Raw genomic sequence first — 25,549 nt, 5'->3', positions numbered from 1 at the left:
TTTTACATCCGCTTAGCGCTTGTTTTTTTTCAAGGCAGCCCCCATCTTGGTTTCAAGCTCAATTCCATCTGATTACGGCCATATGGCCGCCGTAGAGGCGAAATCATGAAGACAACCATCGAATTGCCTCTCCTGCCATTGCGTGATGTCGTGGTTTATCCGCACATGGTTATCCCGCTGTTCGTGGGGCGCGAGAAATCCATCGAAGCCCTCGAGGCCGCGATGACGGGCGACAAGCAGATCCTCCTGCTGGCCCAGAGAAACCCGGCTGACGACGATCCCGGTGAAGACGCTCTCTATCGCGTAGGTACCATCGCCACTGTTCTACAGCTGCTCAAGCTGCCTGACGGCACCGTAAAAGTGTTGGTCGAGGGTGAGCAGCGCGGCACCGTCGAGCGCTTCAGCGAAGTCGACGGCCACTGCCGTGCCGAAGTGTCGCTGATCGAAGAAGTTGACGCTGCCGAGCGCGAATCCGAAGTGTTCGTGCGCACACTGCTGTCGCAGTTCGAACAGTATGTGCAGTTGGGCAAGAAAGTCCCGGCTGAAGTCCTGTCGTCGCTCAACAGCATCGATGAGCCAGGTCGCCTGGTCGACACCATGGCGGCGCACATGGCGCTGAAAATCGAGCAGAAGCAGGAAATTCTCGAAATCATCGATTTGTCGGCCCGGGTCGAGCACGTTCTGGCGTTGCTGGATGCCGAGATCGATCTGCTGCAAGTCGAAAAACGCATTCGTGGCCGTGTCAAAAAGCAAATGGAGCGCAGTCAGCGCGAGTACTACCTGAATGAGCAGATGAAGGCCATTCAGAAAGAGCTCGGCGACAGCGACGAAGGCCACAACGAAATCGAAGACCTGAAAAAGCGTATCGACGCTGCCGGCCTACCGAAAGACGCGTTGGCGAAAGCCACTGCCGAGCTGAACAAGCTCAAGCAAATGTCGCCGATGTCCGCTGAGGCCACCGTGGTGCGCTCGTACATCGACTGGCTGGTGCAGGTGCCGTGGAAGGCGCAGAGCAAGGTACGCCTGGACCTGGCGCGCGCAGAAGACATTCTCGATGCCGATCACTACGGTCTCGAAGAGGTCAAGGAACGCATCCTTGAATACCTCGCCGTGCAAAAACGTGTGAAGAAAATTCGTGGCCCGGTGTTGTGCCTGGTCGGTCCTCCGGGTGTGGGTAAAACCTCGCTGGCGGAGTCGATTGCCCACGCCACCAACCGCAAATTCGTGCGTATGGCCCTCGGTGGCGTGCGTGATGAAGCGGAAATTCGTGGTCACCGTCGGACTTACATCGGTTCGATGCCGGGAAGATTGATTCAAAAGATGACAAAGGTGGGCGTGCGCAACCCGCTGTTCCTGCTCGATGAAATCGACAAAATGGGCAGCGATATGCGTGGCGATCCGGCGTCGGCGTTGCTGGAAGTGCTCGATCCAGAGCAGAACCACAACTTCAACGACCACTATCTGGAAGTCGATTACGACCTTTCCGATGTGATGTTCCTGTGCACCTCGAACTCGATGAACATTCCGCCGGCGCTGCTCGACCGGATGGAAGTGATCCGTCTGCCGGGTTACACCGAAGACGAGAAGATCAACATCGCCGTCAAATACCTCTCGCCAAAGCAGATCGCCGCTAACGGTCTGAAAAAGGGCGAGCTGGAATTCGATGCAGAAGCGATCCGCGACATCATCCGTTACTACACCCGTGAAGCCGGTGTGCGTGGCCTCGAACGTCAGATCGCCAAGGTCTGCCGCAAGGCCGTTAAAGAGCACGCGCTGGAAAAACGCTTCTCGGTGAAAGTGACAGCTGATCTGCTCGAACACTTCCTCGGTGTGCGCAAGTTCCGTTACGGTCTGGCCGAGCAGCAGGATCAGATCGGTCAGGTGACCGGCCTTGCCTGGACACAGGTGGGCGGCGAGTTGCTGACTATCGAAGCCGCGGTTGTGCCGGGCAAAGGCCAATTGATCAAGACCGGTTCGCTGGGCGATGTAATGGTCGAATCGATCACTGCCGCGCTGACTGTGGTGCGCAGCCGTGCCAAGAGCCTGGGCATTCCTCTGGACTTCCACGAGAAGCGCGACACGCACATCCACATGCCGGAAGGGGCGACCCCGAAGGACGGCCCTAGCGCTGGTGTAGGCATGTGCACGGCGCTGGTGTCGGCATTGACCGGCATTCCGGTGCGCGCCGATGTCGCCATGACCGGTGAAATTACCCTGCGTGGTCAGGTGCTGGCGATTGGCGGTCTGAAGGAAAAACTGCTGGCGGCTCACCGCGGCGGAATCAAGATCGTGATTATTCCGGAAGAGAACGTGCGTGATCTGAAGGAGATTCCTGACAATATCAAGCAGGATCTGCAGATTAAACCGGTTAAATGGATTGACGAGGTCCTGCAAATTGCGCTGCAATACGCGCCGGAGCCCTTGCCGGATGTGGCTCCGGAGATAGTTGCCAAGGACGAAAAACGTGAGTCTGACTCTAAGGAAAGAATTAGCACGCATTAATACGCTTTTGCCTGGGGGGCTTCCTTGACAGTTTTTTAGAGCCCTTGTTATAAAGCGGCTCTTAAGTGTCTGTAGGCCATTCAGCACTCGTTTTTGCTTTCACCAAAAAACTTAGAATCATCTCAAAATAGATATAAGGGGACTTAGAGTGAACAAGTCGGAACTGATTGATGCTATCGCTGCATCCGCTGATATCCCGAAAGCTGCTGCTGGCCGTGCGCTGGACGCTGTAATCGAATCCGTCACTGGCGCTCTGAAGGCTGGCGACTCCGTTGTTCTGGTTGGTTTCGGTACTTTCTCCGTGACGGATCGTCCGGCTCGTACCGGTCGTAACCCGCAGACCGGCAAGACTCTGGAAATCCCGGCTGCCAAGAAGCCAGGTTTCAAAGCCGGTAAAGCACTGAAAGAAGCTGTTAACTAAGTTTTCAGGTTTTTACCCATCCGGGTCGGGGTCATGCCTGACTTGGCAGCGGAGCGGTAGAGCAGGTCACTGAAACAGTTGCCTGTAACGCCGGGATCGAGGGTTCGAGCCCTGTCCGCTCCGCCAGTTACGAGAAGGCGCATCCTCGGATGCGCCTTTCTTCTATCCGGATTCTACCCACGCTCCACGGTTGCCTAATTTTGAAGTTCAACCGTTTCTGGGGGACGCATGCTGCAGAATATCAGGGACAATTCACAAGGCTGGATTGCCAAGACCATTATCGGGGTCATCGTTGCACTGATGGCTCTGACCGGTTTCGACGCCATTTTCCAGGCCACGACTCACAAGAATGAGGCGGCCAAGGTCAATGGTGATGAAATCAGCCAGAACGAGCTGAGCCAGGCCGTTGATATGCAACGCCGTCAGCTGATGCAACAGCTGGGCAAGGATTTCGATGCTTCCTTGCTCGACGAAAAAATGCTCCGCGAATCGGCCCTCAAGGGGCTGATTGATCGCAAGCTGCTACTGCAAGGCGCCGAACAAGCGAAATTCGCTTTCTCCGAAGGCGCACTGGACCAAGTGATCCTGCAGACACCTGAATTCCAGGTGGATGGCAAGTTCAGCTCCGAGCGCTTCGACCAGGTGATCCGTCAACTGGGTTACAGCCGTATGCAATTCCGCCAGATGCTGGCTCAGGAAATGCTGATCGGCCAACTGCGCGCCGGTGTGGCGGGCAGCGGTTTCGTCACCGACGCTGAAGTGCTGGCATTTGCCCGTCTGGAAAAACAGACCCGCGATTTCGCCACCCTGAACGTCAAGGCTGATCCGGCGGCGGTCAAGCTGACCGACGACGAGGTCAAGGCCTACTACGACGAGCACGCCAAGGAGTTCATGACTCCGGATCAAGTGATCATCGATTACGTAGAACTGAAGAAGTCTTCGTTCTTCGATCAGGTCGCCGTCAAGGACGAAGACCTGCAGGCGGCTTATCAGAAAGAGATCGCCAACCTGTCGGAACAGCGTCGTGCCGCGCACATTCTGATCGAAGTGAACGACAAGACCACTGAAGCTCAGGCCAAGGCGAAGATCGACGAAGTCCAGGCGCGTCTGGCCAAGGGCGAGAAGTTCGAAGCGCTGGCCAAAGAGTTCTCGCAGGACCCGGGTTCGGCCAACAATGGCGGTGACCTTGGTTACGCAGGTCCTGGTGTTTACGACCCGGCGTTTGAAAAAGCCTTGTACTCCTTGTCGAAAGACCAGGTGTCCGAGCCGATTCGTACCGACTTCGGTTACCACCTGATCAAGCTGTTGGGTGTCGAAGCGCCTGAAGTGCCGACCCTGGCCAGTCTGAAAGACAAGCTGACCCGCGAGCTGAAAGCCGCGCAGGTCGAGCAGCGTTTCGTCGAGGCGACCAAGCAACTGGAAGACTCGGCGTTCGAAGCGTCTGACCTGGCTCAGCCAGCGGCGGATCTGAAGCTGACCGTGCACACCTCCAAGCCGTTCGGCCGTGAAGGTGGCGAAGGTGTTGCGGCCAACCGTGCCGTAGTGACCGCTGCGTTCAGCACCGAAGTGATCGACGAAGGTGCCAACAGCACCGCCATCGAACTGGATCCGGAAACCGTGATCGTGCTGCGCTCCAAGGAGCACTTGAAGCCTGCGCAACTGCCATTGGAAAGCGTGAATGCGGCGATCCGCACTCAGTTGACCAAAGAGCACGCGAGTGCGGCTGCCAAGACCAAGGCTGAGAAGCTGATTGCTGATCTGCGTGATGGCAAGGCTCCTCTGGACAAGGCGGTTGACGGGCAGAACTGGAAAGCTACCGAAGCGGCCACCCGTGGTCAGGAAGGTGTTGATCCGGCGGTGCTGCAAGCGTTGTTCCGTATGCCGAAGCCGGCTGCGAAGGACAAGCCGACGTTCACCAGCGTCACTTTGCCGGACGGTAGTCTGATGATTGTGCGTCTGAACGGCGTTAACGAAGCGGCTGCGCCGACGGATGAAGAGAAGGTTCAGTACCGTCGTTTCCTTGCTTCGCGTGAGGGGCAGCAGGACTTTGCGGCGTATCGCAAGCAGTTGGAAGCTCAGGCTGAGATCAAGCGGTTTTGATGGTTGATTGAGCTGTCATGTGAAAGCCCCGGCCTGTATAGGTCGGGGCTTTTTTTTTGCGTTGGGTCGTGGCGGCCTTTGGGCCGACCATGTTCTTGGGGTTTTGGGGGGATATCCGTTGCTTCGGGTGCTGCCGCTGGCGGTTTCGCTCTTACAGCGAGTCACCTTTTCCAAACGCCGAAAAGGTAACCCAAAAGGCTTTGCCCTGACGTTCGGCCCGCTCGCTGGGGCTCGGGGTTCCTTCGCTCCGGGATTGATCCGGGGGCATCGCCTACGGTTTGCTTCGCTGCACCTCCTCTCGATGTGTTCGACTTCGTCGAACGGTCGCTGCGCTCCCACCCCCCGGATCAATCCCTCCACTCAGCCTGCCGACGGGCCTTCAGATCAAGATCAAGAGCTGCAGCCGAGCTAACGCTCATCCTGTTGAGTGGGGCGGCTTTGCCGCGTGGGCCGCACACGAATTAAACCTGTGGGAGCGAGCCTGCTCGGGATGGCGGCCTTACAGCCGACCAATCTTCTGTCAGATGTACTCAGTTCCACTGTAGGAGCGAGCCTGCTCGCGAAGACGGCCTCCCAGCCAACCAATCTTCTGTCAGATGTACTCAATCCAATTGTGGTAGCGAGCCTGCTCTCGAAGACGGCCTGCCAGCCGACCAATCTTCTATCTGATGTACTCAATCCAACTGTAGGAGTGAGCCTGCTCGCGAAGGCGGCCTGACAGCCGACCAATCTTCTGTCAGATGTACTCAATCCCATTGTAGGAGCGAGCCTGCTCGCGAAGACGGCCTCCCAGCCGACCAATCTTCTATCTGATGTACTCAGTTCCACTGTAGGAGTGAGCCTGCTCGCGAAGACGGCCTGCCAGCCGACCAATCTTCTGTCAGATGTACTCAGTTCCACTGTAGGAGTGAGCCTGCTCGCGATGGCGGCCTCCCAGCCGAGCAATCTTCTGTCAGATGTACTCAATCCAACTGTAGGAGTGAGCCTGCTCGCGATGGCGCCCTGTCAATCGATCAGTTTCCAGCCGTCTGGCCTCAATCCAACAGCGCACTCGGTCTCATTCGGCTCTTGGAAAACCATGTCCCCGAGCTTTGATCGCTACTGACAGGGTCAGTACCAGCAATCCTGCAACAATCCACGGGAATGCCCCCACCCCAAGGTTCCCCAGCAACAAACCTCCCACCAATCCACCACCTGCAATCCCGACATTCCACAGCGTAACCAGCATCGATTGCGCGGTATCGGCAGCCTCTTTCGCGGTTTTCGCCGAGGCGGTTTGCAGCAGTGATGGCATTGCACCAAACGCGAGTCCCCACACGGCGGTGGCGATGTACACCACGCTCGGCGATTCGCGCCACAGGCCCAGTGCTATTGCGGACAGCAGGAACAACCCGGCACTGATCAACACCAGTTCGCGCAGCCAGCGGTCAATCAGGCTGCCAACGATCCACAGGCTCAGCACCGAGGCGAGGCCGAATACCAGCAGCACGCGGTCGACGTTGGCATCAAGTCCGGAAGGCTGCAGGAAGGGTGCGATGTAGGTGTACAGCAAATTGTGCGCAACGACGTAGGTGAGCGTGACCAGCAATACGGATCGCACGCCCGGCAAGGTAAACACCTGACGCAGTGGTATGCGTTTTCCCGCGTGTTCGCCGGCGAAGTCCGGTACTTGCCAGCGTACCCAGATCACCAGCACAACGGTCAGCGCGGTCATGATGGCAAAGCTCAGGCGCCAGCCGACCAAGGTGCCGAGCAGGGTGCCTGCGGGTATTCCCAGCGACAGCGCAAGCGGCGCGCCGAGCATGGCTACGGTGATGGCGCGGCCTTGCAAGTGCGGGACGACCATACGGCTCGCGTATCCCGCCAGCAGTGCCCACAGCAAACCGGCAAATACACCGGCGATAAAGCGTGCGATCAGGGTCAGCCAGTACCACTCCGACAGGGCGGTGATGCTGTTGGCGATGGCAAAGCCGCCGATAGCTGAAAGCAACAGCGGTCGGCGTCGCCAGCTTCGAGTGGCGATTGTCAGCGGTATCGCCGCGAGGATCGAGCCGATCGCATACAGCGTGACCAATTGCCCGATCAGCGCTTGGGAAACATTCAGGCCGCTGCTCATCTGCGGCAACAGGCCGGCGGGCATGGCTTCGGTCATGACCGTGATGAAACCGGCGGTGGCCAGTGCCAAAAGGGCGCCGAGGGGTAATCGCTCGTGGCGATCGACAGTGTGTTCAAGTGCGGGGCAACCGAGTTGGGCATCGTTCATGAGCCGGCATCCATGTGCAATGTTGACGAGTAGCACAGGGTAGGGCGCTGCACATCGGCGAAAAACGGGTTAAGGTTCCGAACATATCGGACACGGATGTCAGCAATGGGAGGGTGGTATGGATAGCCTGGGCAGTATTTCGGTGTTTGTGCAGGTGGCCGAGACGCGCAGTTTCACCGAAGCGGGGCGGCTGCAAGGGGTGTCATCTTCGGCGGTGGGCAAAAGTATTGCGCGGCTTGAGGCGCGACTGGGCGTGCGCTTGTTTCAGCGCACCACCCGCAGCGTCACCTTGACCAGTGAAGGGGCGCTGTTTCTTGAGCGTTGTCGCAAGATTCTTGCGGAAGTCGAGGCGGCGGAGTTCGAACTGTGTGATGTCGCTGCAAAGCCCCACGGCAAATTGCGTATCAGCCTGCCACAGGTGCATGGCCTGGTGATGCCGGTCATGGCCGAGTTCATGGCGTTGTACCCGCAGATTGAACTGGATCTGGATTTGACCGATCGCATGGTCGATGTGGTTGAAGAAGGTTTCGATGCCGTGATCCGCACCGGTAAACCCCGGGATTCGCGACTGATGGCGCGATCCTTGGGCGAGTTTCACATGGTGCTGGTGGCCAGTCCGGCTTATCTGGCGCAGCGCGGCGTGCCGCAAACACCCGGCGATCTGGCAGCGCATGCTTGCCTTCGGCACACCTTTCATGCGACTGGAAAGCTGGAAATCTGGCCGCTGATTCGCGCGGAGGGCGCCGCCGAGCCGACGTTGCCGACTCGGCTGGTCAGCACGTCGATTGAGGCTGTAAGCCACGCGGCACTGGCCGGCATGGGCATTGCCTGTCTGCCGGATTTCATGACCCGCGAGGCCGAGGCGCAAGGGCGCTTGCAGCGGGTGCTCGATGTGCATCTGGAGCACACCGGGCAGTTTTGGGTGCTATGGCCATCGAGTCGCCACGCGACGGCGAAATTGCGCGTGTTCATCGATCATCTGGCGTTGCGACTTTTTCCCGCAACTGACGGTCGATAGAGTTGTAACTGCTTTAAGACACTAATCCATGCGCCGCGGGGTCGTGATCTGTTGCACAATACGCCCCGGACTGTTTTCTCTCAGGATGTTCAATGTTGATTTCCACTCCCATGCGTGTTGTCGGGTTGGCGCTGTTGTTGACCGCTGTTGCCGGCTGTTCGAAAGACAAGCCGATGTATGAGCATGAGAACTTCGATGACTCCGGTACGTTTTCGCGCAATTACCCGGTGACCGATTCGGTCAGTTGCGAAGCGGCCCGGCGTGCGTTGCTCAGCCAGGGCTACATCATCACCAGCAGCGACCCGAAACTGGTCAGCGGCCACAAGAGCTTCCAGCAAACCGGCGACACCCACATGGAGATCAGCTTCAACGTGGTCTGCGCCGATGACGGCAGCGCCGGGCACCATGCGACGATGTTCGCCAACGCCTTGCAGGATCGCTACGCGCTGAAGAAAACCAACAACTCGGCCAGCCTCGGCGTGGGTGTGTTGGGCTCGGTGTCGATGCCGATCGGCTCGTCCGACGATTCGATGGTCAAGGTCGCCAGCGAGACGGTGACGTCGCAAAAGTTCTATGAGCGCTTCTTCACGTTGGTGGAGTTGTTCCTCCCGGCGGAAGCAAAGAAAGCTGCACACATTGAAGAGAAGCCGAAGGCTGACTTGGGTGTGCCTGAGGCGAAGGCAGCTCCGGCAGCGCTGGTGCCTACACCGACTCCGGCGGCTGAGCCTGCTGCGACACCTGCGCCTGCCGCAGAACCGGCGCCGGCACCTGCTGAGGCGACGCCAGTGACGTCTGAACCGGTTGCGCCACCGGCAGAGGCGGCGCCGATCACTCCGGCCCCGAGCGCAGAACCGGCGCCAGCATCGACGACCGAAACCATCACGCCACCGGCCAACCCGGACATCCCGCCGCCCTCCGAGCCGATTCCGGCGATGCCAGCGTCCGGCCAATAAACCAGCCTCACCGCAAATCCCTGTGGGAGCGAGCCAGCTCGCGAAGACGGACCTTCAGTCACCTATGTGCTGAAGGCTCCGACGCCTTCGCGAGCAAGCTCGCTCCCACAGTGGTTTCTGATGCACTTAAAATCTCGTTACATTCCCCTGACAAAATTCCCGCGATAAATTCCTGACCACCTGCTACGTTTTATTCATGAAGGCCGGGTTTCACTTTTCCTTCACACGAGCACGTTAAGCTCGAGGCACTGGGCATTTGCTCAGGCCCATTCAAGAGAGCAGCAGGGGGATTACGCGATGGATGAATATCAAGAAGAGCTGCTCGAATACCAGGCCTTTGAACTGGATCCTCTGGAACCCGCTGAAGACGCCACCGAGCTTTGACTTGCAGCTTGAAGCTGGTAGCTCGCAGCTGCTGTTATGCCGTTTTGCGGTGGCTGCGGCGGAATTCGCCAGGCGTTTGACCGCTCCAGCGTTTGAAGGCTCGCTGGAACGCTTCGGCTGAGGCGAAACCCAGCAGGTAGGCAATCTCGCCGAAGGCCAGTTCGGTGTCACGGATGTAGGTCATCGCCAGGTCCCGGCGCGTATCGTTGAGGATCGCGCGAAACTGCGTGCCTTCCTCGGCCAGCTTGCGCCGCAAGGTCCAGGTCGGCAGCTTCAGGCGTGTCGCCACTTCTTCCAGGTCGGGTTCCCGACCACCATTGAGCAACGGCCCCAACAGCTGGGTGATGCGTTCGCGCAGGCTACGGGTGCGGGTCAATTGTTCCAGTTCCCGCTCACACAACTGCAGCAGATGCCGCCAGGTACTCGGGCAATGCTCAGGATTGCGCAGTGCGAGGCTGTTGAGGTTCAGGCGCAGTTGATTACGCTCGGCACCGAACTGGATTGGGCAATCCCCCAGCACGCTGTAAGCCTCGCGGTAATCCGGTGCTTCGAACTCGATGTCGATGCGTTCAGCGCGCAGCGGTTCGCGGCTGACACTGGAGAGCTGATGCAGCCACCCGGCAATGATCGAGTCCACGACAAAACGGTTATAGGCGTTGTACGGGCTGATCGAATAGAAACGCAGCCACGCGCCATGGGCATCTTCGTGGAAACTGGACTGGCCGCGATAGTTGGAACCGTACAACGCCTCGAAACGGATCAGACAGCGTGCAGCTTCGCGCACGGTCGGCGCTTGTGCGGCAGTGACACCGGCCAGCCCGGCCTGGCTCAGGCGGCTGAGCTGGCCCATGCGCAAGCCCAGCGCCGTATTACCGGTCAGCTGAATCGCCGCGTGGCCCAGACGCATATAGCGCGGAATCGACAAGCGTGCCCCGGCCTCAGCCAACCGCGCGGCGTCGAGGCCATATTGCTCCAGCAGCGGCTGAGGATCGACCGCATGGCTGCGCACGGCATCGGCGAGGCTGTGAACAAAGCCCACCGACAGATCCCCAAGACGCATCGGTAGCGGTTTCATGGCTTACAACCAGATGTTCAGCAAGCGCGCGCCACGAGCCTCGCCATCGGCGAACTGCTGACCGTTGCTGCTGAGGAAACTTTGACCGGAACTGGCCTTCTCCCAGAACTGCCCGCGCAGAAACACACTGATGCCGGCAATCGCTTGACTGCTCGGCGGTTGCGCGGTCAGCGTCAACCGATGCCAGGCCTGTCCTTCTGTAAGCTCTCCGGGTTTGAGGCTGACCGATCCCGGTGTACTTGAACCCTTATAGCCGCGCCACGGTTGGTTCCACGTACTCTGACCGAGCACCTGTGCCGGTACCGCGACCAATTGCACGCGTTGCTCGTCGAGTTGGCGGTAGTTGTCCGGATACCAACTGTCACTGCCAATCAGCACGCCGAGGCGTCCGGCCGGGGTATCGACCACGTTGAGCGAATGTTTGTCCGCACCTTCGATCACTTCACGCTGATCGAACACCGGGTGCATCTGCCGTTGCGGTTGACCGAGCGGCACACCGTCGCGGCCGAACACCACGCTGCTGTTGAACAGCGCTCCGCTACCGGGTTTGAGCTGGCCGTCGCGAATGCTTGGCTCCGGCAGCACGATCGAGCCGGCCACCAGTGTCACGCGAAACTCCTTGGCCAGACCACCGAACAGTGCCTGGTAGTCCTTGGCCATGGTCTTGGATTTCATGCGCAGGTACGCGTCATTGAGGCGGTCGCTGCCGTTGGCGCTGAGCCAGGCGCGGGCGAACAGCAGCGGATTGCTTGCCGCCAGCCAGTTCATCGCCTCAGCAAGGGACGGCGCCTGATACAGCTCGTCTTTTTCACCGCTGAGCAGCAGCCAGGTGCCAACGTTTTCCGGCAATACCACGACGGTTTTGTCGTTCAGCAGGCCTTGATCCTGAGCTTGCTGCAAATAGGCAGCGAGTTTGCGGTGCAAGCGCTCGGGGTTTTGATAGTCGGTGGGAAACAGCTCGGGCTGAATGCCCAGCAGGTTGCCGCGATCGGCGGGGGTGCCCTGATCGACCGCCACTTTAATGCGTAAGTCCGACAGGTAGTGCCCCGCCGGCCGGTCCGCCGCCCACATGGCGTAGGTGGTCAAAGCGGCGACGAGGGCCATGGAGAAGAACAGGTACAAAAGTTTGCGCATGAAAACCAACAACTACCGGGTACAGGGTATGGCGACTAGGGTAGGGCCCATGGCTCCGGTTGCCAAGGGGCGCTGCGCATTTGGATCAATAAGTTGTCAGTTACGGTCATTGAGTGACAGCGATGCGACTCTTAGTCTGTCGAACATGACTGACGGGAGCCGCAGAGCGCCCGCAACTTTTCCGTGATTGCTCGTTGTGGAGTTACCGATGACCGCCGCTCATTACCCGCACCTGTTGGCCCCGCTGGACCTGGGATTCACCACGCTGCGCAACCGTACCCTGATGGGTTCGATGCACACGGGCCTTGAAGAAAAACCGGGCGGTTTCGAACGTATGGCGGCGTACTTCGCCGAACGTGCGCGCGGCGGTGTTGGCTTGATGGTTACTGGCGGCATTGGTCCGAACGACGAGGGCGGCGTTTATTCTGGTGCGGCCAAGCTGACCACCGAGGAAGAAGCACTCAAGCACCGCATCGTCACCCGCGCGGTGCACGAGGCGGGCGGCAAGATCTGCATGCAGATCCTTCACGCCGGGCGTTATGCCTACAGCCCCAAGCAGGTCGCGCCGAGTGCGATCCAGGCGCCGATCAACCCGTTCAAGCCTAAAGAGCTGGACGAGGAAGGCATCGAGAAGCAGATCAGCGATTTCGTCACCTGTTCGGTACTGGCGCAAACCGCCGAATACGACGGCGTCGAAATCATGGGTTCGGAAGGTTATTTCATTAACCAGTTCCTCGCCGCGCACACCAACCACCGCACCGACCGTTGGGGCGGCAGCTACGAAAACCGCATGCGCCTGCCGGTGGAAATCGTTCGTCGCGTTCGCGAAGCGGTCGGCCCGAATTTCATCATCATTTTCCGTTTGTCGATGCTCGATCTGGTCGAGGGCGGCAGCACCTGGGACGAGATCGTCACCCTGGCCAAAGCCATCGAGCAGGCCGGCGCGACCATCATCAACACCGGTATCGGCTGGCACGAAGCGCGGATTCCGACCATCGCCACCAAAGTGCCGCGTGCGGCGTTCAGCAAGGTCACGGCCAAGTTGCGTGGCTCGGTGAAGATTCCGTTGATCACCACCAACCGCATCAACACCCCGGAAATCGCCGAGCAGATTCTGGCTGAAGGCGATGCCGACATGGTCTCGATGGCGCGGCCGTTTCTTGCCGACCCGGACTTCGTCAACAAGGCCGCCGAAGGCCGCGCCGACGAAATCAACACCTGCATCGGTTGCAACCAGGCCTGCCTCGATCACACCTTCGGCGGCAAGCTCACCAGTTGCCTGGTCAACCCGCGTGCCTGTCACGAAACCGAACTCAACTACCTGCCCGTGCAGCAGATCAAGAAAATCGCTGTGGTTGGTGCCGGCCCTGCCGGTTTATCCGCCGCAACCGTGGCTGCCGAACGTGGCCATCAGGTGACGCTGTTTGATTCGGCCAGCGAAATCGGCGGCCAGTTCAACATCGCCAAACGTGTGCCGGGCAAGGAAGAGTTCTTCGAAACCCTGCGTTACTTCAAACGCAAACTGCAGACCACTCACGTTGAGGTGTGCCTGAACACCCGCGTCGACGTGGCGAAACTGGTTGAAGGCGGTTATGACGAAATCATCCTCGCCACTGGCATTGCGCCGCGTGTGCCGGCGATTCCGGGCGTCGACAACGCCAAGGTGCTGAGTTATCTGGACGTGATCCTCGAGCGCAAACCGGTTGGCAAACGCGTGGCGGTGATCGGCGCCGGCGGCATCGGTTTCGACGTCTCGGAGTTCCTCGTTCACGAAGGCATAGCGACCAGCCAGGATCGCGCCGCGTTCTGGAAAGAGTGGGGCATCGATACGCAGCTGGAGGCACGCGGTGGCGTTGCCGGGATCAAAGCCGCACCGCATGCGCCGGCCCGTGAAGTGTTCCTGTTGCAGCGCAAGAAAACCAAGGTCGGTGATGGTCTGGGTAAAACCACTGGCTGGATTCACCGGACCGGTCTGAAGAACAAGCAGGTACAAATGCTCAACAGCGTTGAATACCTGAACATCGATGATGAAGGCCTGCACATCCGCATCGGCGAAACCGGCGAGCCGCAAGTGCTGGCGGTGGACAACATCGTGATTTGTGCGGGGCAGGATCCATTGCGTGAACTGCACGATGGCCTGGTTGAAGCGGGGCAGAATGTGCACCTGATCGGTGGTGCCGATGTCGCGGCCGAGCTGGATGCCAAGCGTGCGATCAACCAAGGTTCGCGCCTCGCCGCTGAGCTCTGATTTAGCAGGTCTAGCGTGCCAATGGCCATCGCGAGCAGGCTCACTCCTACAGGGAACGCATTTCAAATGTAGGAGTGAGCCTGCTCGCGATGGCGGCTTGTGAGCGACTAGAATGCCGGCTCTGTCCAGATCGAATCGCCGCCCATGCTTTTGCCTCCCTCCGATTGGCTACCCCAAGCCCCTCTCGAACACCTTCACCTCGACTGGCTGAAAACCGCCGGTATTGAAGTCGCGATCCTGCGCCTCGACCAGATCGACCCGCTGATCAGCGGCAACAAATGGTTCAAACTCGTCGAACACCTCAAAGCCGCCGATCGTGCGGGGGCCGCAGGCATCATCAGCCTCGGTGGCGCGCATTCCAATCATCTGCACGCGTTGGCGGCAGCGGGGAAGCGGCTGGGGTTCAAAACCGTGGGCCTGTTACGCGGGCATGCGCAAGAGACACCGACGGTGCTGGATTTGCAGGCGTTCGGCATGCAGCTGCATTGGTTGGGTTACGGCGGTTATCGCGCACGAAACGAACCGGGATTCTGGGCGCCCTGGCAAGAGCTGTATCCGCAACTGCATGCAGTGCCCGAGGGCGGTGGTGGTTTACCGGGTGCGCTCGGTTGTGCCGCGATCAAGGAACAGGCGCAAGCGCAATTACCCACGCTCGGTTGGAGTGATTACCACGGATGGTGGCTGGCTTGTGGCACCGGGACGACACTCGCCGGGCTGGTTCTCGCCGAGGCCGGTGCGCATCCGGTCTATGGCGCGTTGGCGGTACCTGAGGATCACGGCGTGGCGCCGCAGGTCGAGGCGATTGTTCCGTCAGCCGGTCAGGGCTGCGTGGGATATGAACTGATCGACGCCAGCCGCGGCGGCTTTGCCAAGGTCGATCCGCTGTTGCTCACGTTCATTGAGCAGACCGAGCAGGCCAGCGGCGTTCCTCTGGAGCCGCTATACACCGGCAAGGCGTTGCTGGCGCTCAAACAGCAAGTCGAGGCGGGCAGATTCGCAGCTGGCACGCGGCTGATCTTCATTCATACCGGTGGCTTGCAGGGCCGGCGCGGTTTTATCGCCAGCCCCTGACAATCAACCGCGCTTGGGCATCATCCGCAGCAGCGTGTTATCGCGCACCACATAGTGGTGATAGATCCCCGCCAGCGCATGCAGGCCGATCAGCCAGTAACCGATCGTGGCAATCAGAACATGCCAGTGCTCGACCTGCTTGGCGAAATCCTTGTTCTCCGCGACCAGCAGCGGTAGATCAAAACCATAGAACATCACCTGATGCCCCTCGGCGCTGGTAATCAGCCAGCCGAGAATCGGCATGCTGATCATGAACAGGTACAACGCCCAGTGCATCAGCCGCGCCAGTACGGTTTGCCATTGCGGTGAGGCGGGGAAGATTTTCGGCGCCGGGCCAATGCTGCGCGCGAGCAGGCGAAACCACACCAGCACAAACACGGTCAGGCCGAGCATGTAGTGCACTTCGCGGATCAGCGTGCGCCCGCCGCTGCCTTTGGGAAACAGGCCACGTAATTCCATGCTGGCGTAGACCAGCACCAACAACACCAGCATCAGCCAGTGCAGCAGCACCGATACGGTGCTGTAGCGTGATTCGGAACTTGTCCACGGCATACGGTGTTTCCTCATCGGTCAGGGTTTACAGGTACCACTTCTTGTTTGACGGCCTGTATCAACTGTAAACCTGATGTGATGTTTTTGCCTGAGTTAATCAATGTTTTTTGCTGGCGGAGTGGCGCTGTCGAAAAGGCGTATTTCTGAAGTTGTTGGGTTGTTGTATTGGGGGAGTTGTTGGGTGGTGGTTTTGAAGTTGTTGGTGTAACTGTTTGTTGTTTATATCTTGTGTTTGCTTTGATTTGAATTGTTGGGGTGGGATGATTATTGTTTTGTCAGGTCCTTAGTTATTTTCTAAGGTTTGTAATTAGTGCTGATTTTATTGTGTTGAGTTTGTGAAAATGAAAAAAACTATTGTAGCTGCCCAGCAAAAAAACACCTACGCCGTAAAGAAAGATATGGCTAAGGCTCCGATCTCGAAACCGACACCAAAACCACGGCCCTCCATCACTCCGACCATGCCTGTAACGCCGACCAAGCCTGTAGTTCCGACCAAACCGGTAGTGCCGACCAAGCCTGTAGCCCCGACCAAACCGGTGGTGCCGACCAAGCCTGTAGCCCCGACCAAACCGGTGGTGCCGACCAAGCCTGTAGCCCCGACCAAACCGGTAGTGCCGACCAAGCCTGTAGCCCCGACCAAACCGGTAGTGCCGACCAAGCCTGTAGCCCCGACCAAACCGGTGGCGCCAACCACGCCTGTAGCGCCAACCCTTCCGACTGATCCAGTCAACACCAAGCGACTGCCGATGCCGTGGCCAACGGTCAACGTCAATGTCGACCCGATTGCCTTGATTGCACTGATTCAAACCATCGGTGCCACAACCCACCAGGATGGCTCGACGACATTGCCGGACGGCAGCCGGATCGATGTGGATAAAACATCGGTAACACGTCCCGATGGTATTATTCAATATGAAGATGGTCGGGTAGAGTATCCCGATGGCCGAATCGTGTGGCCAGATGATACGATCGAATATGCGGATGGGCGTATTGAATGGGCGGACGGAACAATCAAGTTTCCGGATGGCAGTATTAAATACCCGGACGGTCTGGCTTATGACGCCGCAGGTGATCTTGTTTCAGAGTGAATACTTGAGTTTGGAAAGCGCCTGTTAAATCGTTTACTTGATTTGACTTATGCAAGTCGAATAAAAAACCGCTGATTGCGTTTGCAATCAGCGGTTTTCTTCGTCTCGGCGAAACTAGCCGTATTGGGGCATTTCACCATTGGCCAGGCGTTTGTTGATGTCGGCAATCACTTCCGGCAAATCGGTGATGGTGTCGATCATGTAGTGCGGGCGCGAGCCTTCGAACAGTGCGTGAATGCGCTTGCGTTCGCTGGCCAGCTCATCGCTGCCCAAGGCGCGGAAACCGGCGTAATCCAGACCCAGCGCGTTGCCCGAGCAGATCAGCGCAACGGTCCACATACCGGCGCGGCGGCCTTCGAGAATGCCCGGCACGGTATCGTCGATCTTCACGCATGCGGCGACATCGTCGATGCCCAGCGCGATCACGTTGGCCAGCGCCTGGGCCGGCCACGGACGGCCATTCGGCACTTCATCGGTGGCAACCACGTGGTCGGCGACGTAGCCGTTGGTGGCGGCCAATTCGACGACTTTATCCATCACTTGCTTCGGATAACCTGAGCAAGAGCCGATCTTGATCCCTTGCTGGCGCAGGTTGGCGATGGTTTCCAGAGCGCCGGGAATCAGTGCCGAGTGCTCGGCGATCTTCTCGATCTGCAGCGGCATGAAGCGATTGTAGATGGCGGTGACGTCGTCATCGGTCGGCGTGCGGCCGAATGCCTTGCGATAACGCTCGGCCACTTGCGGCTGATCGCAAAGGGTGCGGATGTGATCCCACTTGCCCATGCCCATCGGGCCACGGGCTTCTTCGATGGAGACCTGCACGTCGAATTCGGCGAACGCTTCGACGAAGATCTGCGTCGGCGCGAACGAGCCGAAATCGACCACGGTGCCGGCCCAGTCGAGGATCGCGGCTTGCAGCTTGTTTGGATTGACGTAGTTCATGTTGATCAACTTCCTGAGTTGGCAATGCAATTCAAACTGTAGGAGTGAGCCTGCTCGCGATAGCGGTTGATCATTCAACATCTTCGTCGACTGGCACGGCCTCATCGCGAGCAGGCTCACTCCTACAGGGGGATTTTGGGTGTGGGTTAGATCTCTAACACTTCCATCTCGCGCAGCACTTCGCCGACCGCCGCGACGGCCTGGCGCATTTCGTCCGGGCTGACGTGGCCGATGCAGCCGACGCGGAAGGTTTCGACCTGGGTCAATTTGCCGGGATAGAGGATGTAACCCTTGGCCTTGACCCGTTCGTAGAAATCCTTGAACTGATAACGCGGATCTTGCGGCGCATGGAACGTGGCAATGATCGGCGCCTGAATTGCCGCTGGCAGGAAGCTGCGCAAACCGAGCTTGCCCATCTCGTCCATCAGCGCCTCGCAATTGGCCGCGTAACGCGCATGTCGCGCCGGCAGGCCACCTTCTTCGTTGTATTGCAGCAGCGCTTCGTGCAGTGCCGCGACCACGTGGGTCGGCGGGGTGAAGCGCCATTGCCCGGTTTTCATCATGTAGGTGTGCTGGTCAAATAGGTCCATCGCCAGCGAGTGCGAATTACCGGCGGCTGCGGCCAGTGATTCCTTGCGGGCGAAGACGAAGCCCATTCCCGGTACGCCTTCCAGGCATTTGCCGGACGCGGCGATCAGCGCATCGAACGGCACTTGTTGCGCATCCACCGGTAATGCGCCGAAGGAACTCATGGCATCGATAATCAGGCGTTTACCGTGTTGCTCGACGACCTGGGCAATCTCCGCCAGCGGATTGAGAATCCCGGTGCTGGTTTCGCAGTGAATCAGCGCGACGTGGGTGATGTCGCTGTCGGCGCGCAACAAACGATCGACGTCGGCGGCTGTCGTCGGTTCGTCTTCAGCGGTTTCGAAGGTGCTGAACGAGCGGCCGAGCACTTCGCAAATCTTCGCCAGACGCTTGCCGTACGCGCCGTTGATCAGCACCAGTACTTTGCCGTCACGCGGCACCAAAGTGCCGATGGCCGCTTCGACGGCGAAGGTACCGCTGCCCTGCAATGGCACGCAGTGGTGAGTGGCGGCGCCGTTGAGGATCGCCAGCAGTTGTTCGCACAGACTGGCGGTCAGTTGATTGAAACGGTCATCCCATGACCCCCAGTCGACCATCATCGCCTGGCGGGTGCGGGCCGAAGTGGTCAACGGGCCGGGAGTGAGCAGGATGGGTTCGGCGATACTCATTCGTGTGTCCTCGGATTGCGCTGTGGGATGAAGCTACGGGGCATACGTTGCAATTCGCCGGTGTATCAATCAAATTGTTTGTTGTTATGCCAGCCATCAGTGAGAGTTATTCATGAATCTGTTCCAGCTCCGCGCCTTCGACGCCGTGGCCCGCGAAGGCAGCTTCACTCGCGCCGCCGCGCGCTTGTTCATCAGCCAGCCGGCAGTTACCGGGCATATCAAGGCGCTGGAGGAGCACTACCAGATCACTCTGTTGCGGCGCACCGCGCGACGGGTCGAACTGACCGAGGAGGGCACCAAACTCGCGGCGATTACCCGCGCAATGTTTGGCCTCGCGGAAGAGGCGCAGACGATGCTCGAGGCCAACCGGCAGTTGTTGACCGGACGGCTGGAAGTGGCGGCGGACGGGCCGCACATGGTCATGCCGATGCTGGCCAGCCTGCGTGCACGCTATCCGGGAATCACGGTGAATCTGCGTTTGGGCAATGCCCAGGAAACCTTGGCGGCGTTGTTGTCGGAACACGCGGATGTGGCGGTGTTGACTGAAGTGGAGCCGCGCAAAGGCCTGCATCTGCAAGCGTTGAGCGAATCACGGATTAGCGCGTTGGTACCGGCGGTGCACCCGTGGGCGGTGCGTGCTAGTGAAGTGAAACTCAAGGAACTGGATCAGGTGATCATGGTGCTGCGCGAGCCAAGCTCAATCACCCGGCGCACGTTTGATGACGCCTGCGCGCAGGCGTCGATCCATCCGCGCGTGCTGCTGGAACTCGATAGCCGTGAGGCGGTGACCGAGGCCGTTGCCGCTGAGTTGGGCGTTGGTGTGGTGTCATCGGTTGAGGTCAGCCATGACCCGCGCGTGGTGGCGATTCCGATTGTCGGGGCAGGGTTGGTCAATCGGCACATGATCGGCTGCATGGAACGGCGACGAGAGTTGCGCTTGATTCAGGCGTTCTTCGGTCTTGCGCCAGCCGCCCCGTGATCGTTCCCACGCTCTGCGTGGGAATGCAGCCCGGGACGCTCTGCGTCCCATCCAAAGCCGAACGCGGAGCGTCCGTTGAGGCGTTCCCACGCAGAGCGTGGGAACGATCAGGAACCGGGGAGACTGTCGCGAACCATATCGAGGAAGGTCGCCACCACCCGTCGATTGCTTTGCTCGCGCAAACACACTAGCGTCTCTGTCAGCCGTCGTGTGCAGTCGACAATCGGCAACGCACACACCCGCGAATCCGCACCAAACTCCGCCGCCGAAACCACGCCCACGCCAATCCCGACCACCACCGCCTCGCGTGCCGCTTCCCGTCCTTCCACTTGAATCGCCGGGCGAATGCGAAATCCGGCCCGGGCCATTTCCTCTTCCAGCGTCTGCCTTGTCACCGATCCGTGTTCACGCAGCACCAGCGGCGTGTCATCCAGGTCTTCCAGGCAAATCGATTCACGCTCGGCCCACGGGTGATTGCGCGAAACGAATGCCACCATCGGATCGTTACGCAATGGAACACACAGCAAGCGCTCATCGCTGACATCGCGCCCGAGCAACGCCAGATCGGCCTGATAGTTGAACAGACGAAACAGTGATTCATCGGTGTTGCCGGTCTCGATCTTCACGCTGATCCCCGGATAACGCTCACAGAACCGCGCGATCTGCGGCAGCACGTGCACCGGCGCATCCACCGCCAGAATCAGGCTGCCGGTCTGCAAGGCCTGAGATTCCTGCAGCAACTCCTGCGCTTCGGCTTCAATTACGAACAGGCGCTGGGTGATCGCCAGCAAGCGTTCGCCCAGGTCAGTCAGGCGCACGGAACGTTTATTGCGGTGAAACAGCAAAACGCCAAAACGCTCTTCGAGTTTGCGCACTTGGTCGGATATCGCCGGTTGCGTGAGAAAAAGGCGCTCGGCGGCTTTGGTGAAGCTTCCATGCACAGCCACGGCGTGGAAGGCTTTGAGTTGGGCGTGGGACACCGACATGCAGTCACCTGATCGTTTAGTCAGTAACAAGCTGAGCTTATGTGTGAAATACGATAAATCGATTTTATTTATTAAACAGTAATTGCTTTGATCGGCTCACGCCATCGCTGACTGCCCGCTCGGGCCGCACGGTAGCCATGAGCCTGTGCGTGCAACAACAGGACTCATCTGACCGGTATCGCCGTAGGGACGGGGTGATATCGCAGTGCTCAACAATAAAAACACAGGCGTTTTTCTTAACGATTCTGCCGGCACACTCACACCCTGAGGTCAGAACCACCATGAACAAGCACATCGGCACCATTGCGCGTTGGCGCGTGCAGATTTTCGCGATTACCTGGCTGGCGTACGCCGCTTTCTATTTCACCCGCAAAGCGTTTTCGGTGGCCAAACTGGGCATCGCCGAAGACCCGACCTTTATGCTCGACAAGATGGCCATGGCCAACCTCGATGCGATTTATCTGGCGGCTTATGCCCTCGGCCAGTTCACTTGGGGCATGCTCGCTGACCGCTTTGGCCCACGGGTCGTGGTGCTCGGCGGTTTGCTGATTTCCGCCGCCGCGGCGCTGGTGATGGGCAGTTACGCCACGTTGCCGATCTTCGCTACCTGTATGTTGATTCAGGGCTTGGCGCAGTCCACCGGCTGGTCGGGATTGTGCAAAAACCTCGGCAGTTTCTTCCCCTCTCAGCAGCGCGGGCGGGTGCTTGGCCTATGGAGTTCCTGCTACGCGTTTGGTGGTCTGGTGGCGTCGCCATTTGCCGGCTGGTGGGCGTACACCTTGATGGGCACCTGGCACGCGGCGTTCATTTCCAGTGCGGTGGTGGTTGCCGTGGTGGCGGTGTTGTTCTTTATCTTCCAGCGCAACAAACCGGAAGACGTCGGCTTGCCGGCGGTCGAGCCGGAACCTGGACTGACCGCAGAAGAAACCGAAGCCAACAGCAAGCTCAGTGTCTGGGAGCCGTTAAAGGAAATCCTGCGTAACCGCACGGTGCTGGTGCTGGGCCTGGCGTATTTCATGTTGAAACCGGCGCGTTACGCGATTCTGTTGTGGGGGCCGGTGATTGTTTTTGAACAAATGCCGAGTGTCGGCAAGGTTGGCGCGGCGATCATTCCCACCTCCTTCGAACTGGCCGGGTTGCTCGGGCCGATCCTGATCGGGCTGGCCTCGGACAAACTCTTCGGCGCCCGGCGCATGCCGGCCTGCGTGTTGAGCCTGTTGGCGCTGACCGTGACGCTGGCGCTGTTCATGGGCGCGCTGCACACCGGCAGTGTCTTGCTGGTGGTCGCGTTGCTGTTCGTCATGGGCCTGACCCTGTACGGCCCGGACTCAATGATCAGCGGTGCCGCCGCGATCGACTTCGGCAAAGCCAAGGCTGGCGCCACAGCGGCCGGTTTCGTCAACGGCTGCGGCTCGGTCGGCGCGGTGCTCGGTGGTTTGCTGCCGGGTTACTTCGACTCGGTGACGGTGTTTATCGTCTTCGCCGGTTGTGCGTTGTTCTCGGCGCTGGTGCTGATTCCGCACTGGAACAGTCGCCCGGTCGGGGTGATGGAACCGCGCGCCTCGATCCCCAATTGCCCGCTGACGATCAAACCCCTGCGTTCCTGAAACCCTGTGCCTCGCGGCCTGCTGCGACGCTCGCGGCAGGCTGTGTCGTGGCTATCTGACTGGAGAAACCCCATGAGACCGTTTTGGCTGGAGCAGGCCTTGCAGGCCGATACCTCGCAAACCTGCCCGCCGCTGCAGGGCGAAATCCGCAGCGATGTATGCATCGTTGGCGGCGGCTACACCGGGTTGTGGACGGCAATCATGCTCAAGCAACAGAACCCCGAACTTGATGTATTGCTAATCGAGGCGGACATCTGCGGCGCCGGCGCCAGTGGGCGTAATGGTGGTTGTGCGCTGTCATGGTCGGCAAAATATTTCACCCTTGAACGTCTGTTTGGCGTCGAGGAAGCGGTACGTCTGGTCAAGGAATCGGAGCGCAGCATCCATGCGATCGGTGAGTTTTGTGAGCAGTACGGCGTCGATGCCGATTATCGCCTCGACGGCACGCTGTACACCGCGACCAACCGTGCGCAAGTCGGCTCGACCGATGCGGTGATTGCCGCACTGGAACTCCATGGCATCAACTCGTTCACCCAGCGTCCGCTCGCCGATGTGCAACGCATGGCCGGTTCGAGCAAGCATCTGGAAGGCTGGTTCTCGCCGGCAGCGGCGAGTGTGCAGCCGGGCAAACTGGTGCGTGGCCTGCGTCGGGTGGCGTTGCAATTGGGCGTGAAGATTCACGAAAACACCGCGATGACCGGGCTGGAAGAAGGACGCCCGGCACGCTTGCAGACGCCGAATGGCACGGTGATCGCCGATCGCGTGGTGCTGGCAATGAACGCATGGATGGCCCGTGCTTTTCCGCAGTTCGAACGCAGCGTGGCGATTGTCTCCAGCGACATGCTGATCACCGAACCGCGCCCGGAGCTGTTGCAGGAGATCGGTTTGATCAGCGGGGTCACCGTGCTCGATTCGCGGATTTTCGTGCACTACTACCACAACACCCCGGACGGCCGGATCATGCTCGGCAAGGGCGGCAACACCTTCGCGTTTGGCGGGCGGATGCTGCCGGTGTTCGATCAGCCATCGCCTTATGCCGGCCTGCTGAAAAACAGCCTTGCGGACTTCTTTCCGGCGTTTGCCGATGTGAAAGTCGACGCCACCTGGAACGGCCCGTCGGATCGCTCGGTCACCGGTTTGCCGTTCTTCGGCCAGATGAGCAGCGCCGGCAATGTGTTTTACGGTTTCGGCTATTCGGGCAGCGGCGTCGGCCCGTGCCACATGGGCGGGCAGATTCTCGCTTCACTGGTGCAAGGCCTGGACAACCCGTGGACGCGCTCGCCGCTGGTCAACGGGCCGCTGGGCTATTTCCCGCCGGAACCTATCCGTTACCTCGGCTCATTGATGGTGCGTAACGCCATCCGCCGCAAGGAGTGCGCCGAGGATCATGGGCGGCGGCCGCGGCACCTGGACGTGCGTCTGGCGAAGTTCGCCGCCGCGGCGGGCAAGGCCGACAAAGCCTGAGCGCTTTTTGCTGATGTCCTACAAAGGGATCAGCGGGCGTCGCTGTTGAGGAGCCAGTCGAGCAACAAGCTGCTATCGCGTGCAGGCGGTGGTTCGCGAGGCGTGGGGTTGCGCGAGTTGCCCAGGCACAGAATCGGTCGATCCGGGTCGCTGTCAAGAAAACTCACCCACACTTCGCTGCCGGCGCAGGGCAGTTCGTCCAGTGTGATTCGACCATTGGCTCGCGTCATGGCGATGGGTAACCAGATCGTGTCGTCATCAAGTGCCTGCGGGTGTTCCGAGGGCCACAGCCTGACGGCGACTCGACCCTGCTCATCGAGTTGTGCCGGTTGCCCGGCAGGCCCGAACACCTGCGCCAGGTGATACCCGGCAATGCTCGGGCGGGTTTGTCTGAGCGCGGGACGAAAATCGGTTGACCAGGGCTGGGCAGTGAAATCGTTGTGGTAGCGGTGCAGGGCAGGGTTCGGGTCAAGAATCGACGGATGTTCCCCGTGATGGCGGATCGACGTGAGCCGCCATTGTTCGTTGAAGTGGCTGATCGGATGCGCCGATACTTGCAGCAGATGCCCACTGAGCAAACCGACCCGATCACTGCGGCCATTGATCGTGCGGTGCTGGCAGCGTTGCCGCTCCAGATGCCGACGGCTGCGTTGTTCGTGGTGACGTTGTTCAAGAGAAGGTATCGGCGGCAGGGGATTGGCTGTGATGTGATTGGCGGCGTCGTCGCGGATCGCCTGTTGCCCTCGATTACGCACCGCATGCAGCGTGGCGATGGGGGCTGCGTGGTGATGCTGGTACAGCGCACTGACGCTGGGTGATGGCGTTTGCTCGCCGGCCTTGAACGCAATCAGCACCGGCACTTGCGGCAGGCTCAGGCTGTCATCGGCAAACACGACAATATGCCCCTCCACCCGATGTTCGAAGTGGTAGTGGATGCCTTCTTCTTCACACAGCCTGTGCAGCAATGCCAGATCGCTTTCTTCGTACTGGATGCAAAACGCCCGGGGCGGGTATTGGCCGACAGTCATTTCAATCCGGTAGCCCTCAACGGGCAGGGCATTTTCCGTGAGCAATTGCTGGAGAATCTGCGGCACGCTGCGTTGCACAAACACGCGGCGCTTGTTCGGCTGGGCGAGCCTTTGCAGACGTGGCACTACGGTCAGTCGATAGCCGATCCGATGCGTGCCGCGATGTTCGCAACTGACACTGTCGATCACGCCGTGAATCCCATGCTGGTCGTCCAGGCGCAGAAATGCCGGTTGATGCAGGAAGGTACCCGGCGCCACGGCGGGGGCCAGGCCGATCAGTTCGATGTCGAAACGGTAGGGCTGGTTGAGTGCTTCCTCGCCATGAAAACGCACCACCGGCAGGCACAGGCCGCTGTCGGTCAGGGTCAGGGTAAAAGGACTTTCCTTGTCATTGAGCATTCGAACAGGCTCTGTCAGGCAATACGGGCCTGAGAGGGTACGAAACCACAGCGCTGAATGGTCATGTCAAAGGTGTTTT

General features: G+C 59.5%; 19 protein-coding genes. 11 read left to right on the top strand and 8 right to left on the bottom strand.

Features of this window, described 5'->3' with window-relative positions; all coding sequences use genetic code 11:
* The first annotated feature begins 105 nt into the window (after positions 1–105).
* From lon to VY732_RS19350, 3 genes are all read left to right on the top strand, one after another.
* Positions 106–2,502 (top strand): endopeptidase La, encoded by a 2,397-nt coding sequence (lon, locus tag VY732_RS19360; protein ID WP_007917325.1) that lies wholly within the window; start codon positions 106–108, stop codon positions 2,500–2,502.
* A 148-nt stretch (positions 2,503–2,650) separates the two neighbouring features.
* Entirely contained in the window at positions 2,651–2,923 is a 273-nt protein-coding gene (locus tag VY732_RS19355; RefSeq protein WP_003183171.1) for an HU family DNA-binding protein, read from the top strand.
* A 228-nt stretch (positions 2,924–3,151) separates the two neighbouring features.
* A complete protein-coding gene (locus tag VY732_RS19350; protein WP_116030197.1) occupies positions 3,152–5,023 on the top strand; it encodes a SurA N-terminal domain-containing protein in 1,872 nt (623 codons plus the stop codon).
* 1,057 nt (positions 5,024–6,080) lie between these two features.
* Here VY732_RS19350 and VY732_RS19345 read toward each other — a convergent pair.
* Positions 6,081–7,286: an MFS transporter gene (locus tag VY732_RS19345; protein ID WP_331691526.1), complete on the bottom strand. Its 1,206-nt coding sequence runs from the start codon at positions 7,284–7,286 to the stop codon at positions 6,081–6,083.
* A gap of 118 nt (positions 7,287–7,404) precedes the next feature.
* Here VY732_RS19345 and VY732_RS19340 point away from each other — a divergent pair, with 118 nt between their 5' ends.
* Both VY732_RS19340 and VY732_RS19335 read left to right on the top strand, forming a co-directional pair.
* Positions 7,405–8,304, top strand: a complete 900-nt coding sequence (locus VY732_RS19340; protein WP_331691525.1) for a LysR family transcriptional regulator — start codon at positions 7,405–7,407, stop codon at positions 8,302–8,304.
* A 92-nt stretch (positions 8,305–8,396) separates the two neighbouring features.
* Entirely contained in the window at positions 8,397–9,257 is an 861-nt protein-coding gene (locus tag VY732_RS19335; RefSeq protein WP_077573686.1) for a DUF2242 domain-containing protein, read from the top strand.
* 418 nt (positions 9,258–9,675) lie between these two features.
* Here VY732_RS19335 and VY732_RS19330 read toward each other — a convergent pair whose 3' ends face one another.
* Both VY732_RS19330 and VY732_RS19325 read right to left on the bottom strand, forming a co-directional pair.
* Positions 9,676–10,716 (bottom strand): AraC family transcriptional regulator, encoded by a 1,041-nt coding sequence (locus tag VY732_RS19330; protein WP_137219360.1) that lies wholly within the window; start codon positions 10,714–10,716, stop codon positions 9,676–9,678.
* A gap of 3 nt (positions 10,717–10,719) precedes the next feature.
* Positions 10,720–11,850 (bottom strand): nitrilase-related carbon-nitrogen hydrolase, encoded by a 1,131-nt coding sequence (locus VY732_RS19325; RefSeq protein ID WP_331691524.1) that lies wholly within the window; start codon positions 11,848–11,850, stop codon positions 10,720–10,722.
* A gap of 208 nt (positions 11,851–12,058) precedes the next feature.
* Here VY732_RS19325 and VY732_RS19320 point away from each other — a divergent pair, with 208 nt between their 5' ends.
* Positions 12,059–14,098: an NADPH-dependent 2,4-dienoyl-CoA reductase gene (locus tag VY732_RS19320; RefSeq protein ID WP_077573683.1), complete on the top strand. Its 2,040-nt coding sequence runs from the start codon at positions 12,059–12,061 to the stop codon at positions 14,096–14,098.
* A 144-nt stretch (positions 14,099–14,242) separates the two neighbouring features.
* On the top strand, positions 14,243–15,169 hold the full coding sequence (locus VY732_RS19315; protein ID WP_331691523.1) for a 1-aminocyclopropane-1-carboxylate deaminase/D-cysteine desulfhydrase: 927 nt from the start codon (positions 14,243–14,245) through the stop codon (positions 15,167–15,169).
* A gap of 3 nt (positions 15,170–15,172) precedes the next feature.
* Here VY732_RS19315 and VY732_RS19310 read toward each other — a convergent pair whose 3' ends face one another.
* Positions 15,173–15,721, bottom strand: coding sequence for a cytochrome b (locus VY732_RS19310; protein WP_077573681.1), 549 nt, complete (start codon positions 15,719–15,721; stop codon positions 15,173–15,175).
* 398 nt (positions 15,722–16,119) lie between these two features.
* Between VY732_RS19310 and VY732_RS19305 the strand changes: the two genes are divergently transcribed.
* Positions 16,120–16,809, top strand: a complete 690-nt coding sequence (locus VY732_RS19305) for a hypothetical protein (protein WP_331691522.1) — start codon at positions 16,120–16,122, stop codon at positions 16,807–16,809.
* 114 nt (positions 16,810–16,923) lie between these two features.
* On the opposite strand, the gene phnX is transcribed toward VY732_RS19305, so the two are convergent.
* On the bottom strand, positions 16,924–17,751 hold the full coding sequence (phnX, locus tag VY732_RS19300) for a phosphonoacetaldehyde hydrolase (RefSeq protein ID WP_331691521.1): 828 nt from the start codon (positions 17,749–17,751) through the stop codon (positions 16,924–16,926).
* A gap of 146 nt (positions 17,752–17,897) precedes the next feature.
* Positions 17,898–19,007: a 2-aminoethylphosphonate--pyruvate transaminase gene (locus VY732_RS19295; RefSeq protein WP_077573677.1), complete on the bottom strand. Its 1,110-nt coding sequence runs from the start codon at positions 19,005–19,007 to the stop codon at positions 17,898–17,900.
* A gap of 112 nt (positions 19,008–19,119) precedes the next feature.
* Between VY732_RS19295 and VY732_RS19290 the strand changes: the two genes are divergently transcribed.
* The gene (locus VY732_RS19290) at positions 19,120–19,986 is read left to right on the top strand and encodes a LysR substrate-binding domain-containing protein (protein ID WP_331691520.1); all 867 of its coding nucleotides are present in this window, start codon (positions 19,120–19,122) and stop codon (positions 19,984–19,986) included.
* A 107-nt stretch (positions 19,987–20,093) separates the two neighbouring features.
* Here the strand turns inward: VY732_RS19290 and VY732_RS19285 are convergent, their stop codons facing one another.
* Positions 20,094–20,972: a LysR family transcriptional regulator gene (locus tag VY732_RS19285; RefSeq protein ID WP_110719328.1), complete on the bottom strand. Its 879-nt coding sequence runs from the start codon at positions 20,970–20,972 to the stop codon at positions 20,094–20,096.
* A gap of 281 nt (positions 20,973–21,253) precedes the next feature.
* Here VY732_RS19285 and VY732_RS19280 point away from each other — a divergent pair, with 281 nt between their 5' ends.
* Both VY732_RS19280 and VY732_RS19275 read left to right on the top strand, forming a co-directional pair.
* A complete protein-coding gene (locus VY732_RS19280) occupies positions 21,254–22,579 on the top strand; it encodes an MFS transporter (protein WP_331691519.1) in 1,326 nt (441 codons plus the stop codon).
* 72 nt (positions 22,580–22,651) lie between these two features.
* Complete coding sequence (locus tag VY732_RS19275; RefSeq protein ID WP_331691518.1) at positions 22,652–24,043, top strand: FAD-dependent oxidoreductase; 1,392 nt, start codon at positions 22,652–22,654, stop codon at positions 24,041–24,043.
* Positions 24,044–24,072: 29 nt separating this feature from the next.
* Here the strand turns inward: VY732_RS19275 and VY732_RS19270 are convergent, their stop codons facing one another.
* Positions 24,073–25,470, bottom strand: a complete 1,398-nt coding sequence (locus tag VY732_RS19270; RefSeq protein WP_331691517.1) for a type VI secretion system Vgr family protein — start codon at positions 25,468–25,470, stop codon at positions 24,073–24,075.
* Between the last annotated feature and the right edge of the window lie 79 nt (positions 25,471–25,549).

The organism is Pseudomonas sp. ZY71, assembly GCF_036542145.1.
Taxonomy (GTDB): domain Bacteria; phylum Pseudomonadota; class Gammaproteobacteria; order Pseudomonadales; family Pseudomonadaceae; genus Aquipseudomonas; species Aquipseudomonas koreensis_A.
Note: the sequence above shows the minus strand (reverse complement) of the source record. Positions and strands in the feature narration are given on the sequence as shown.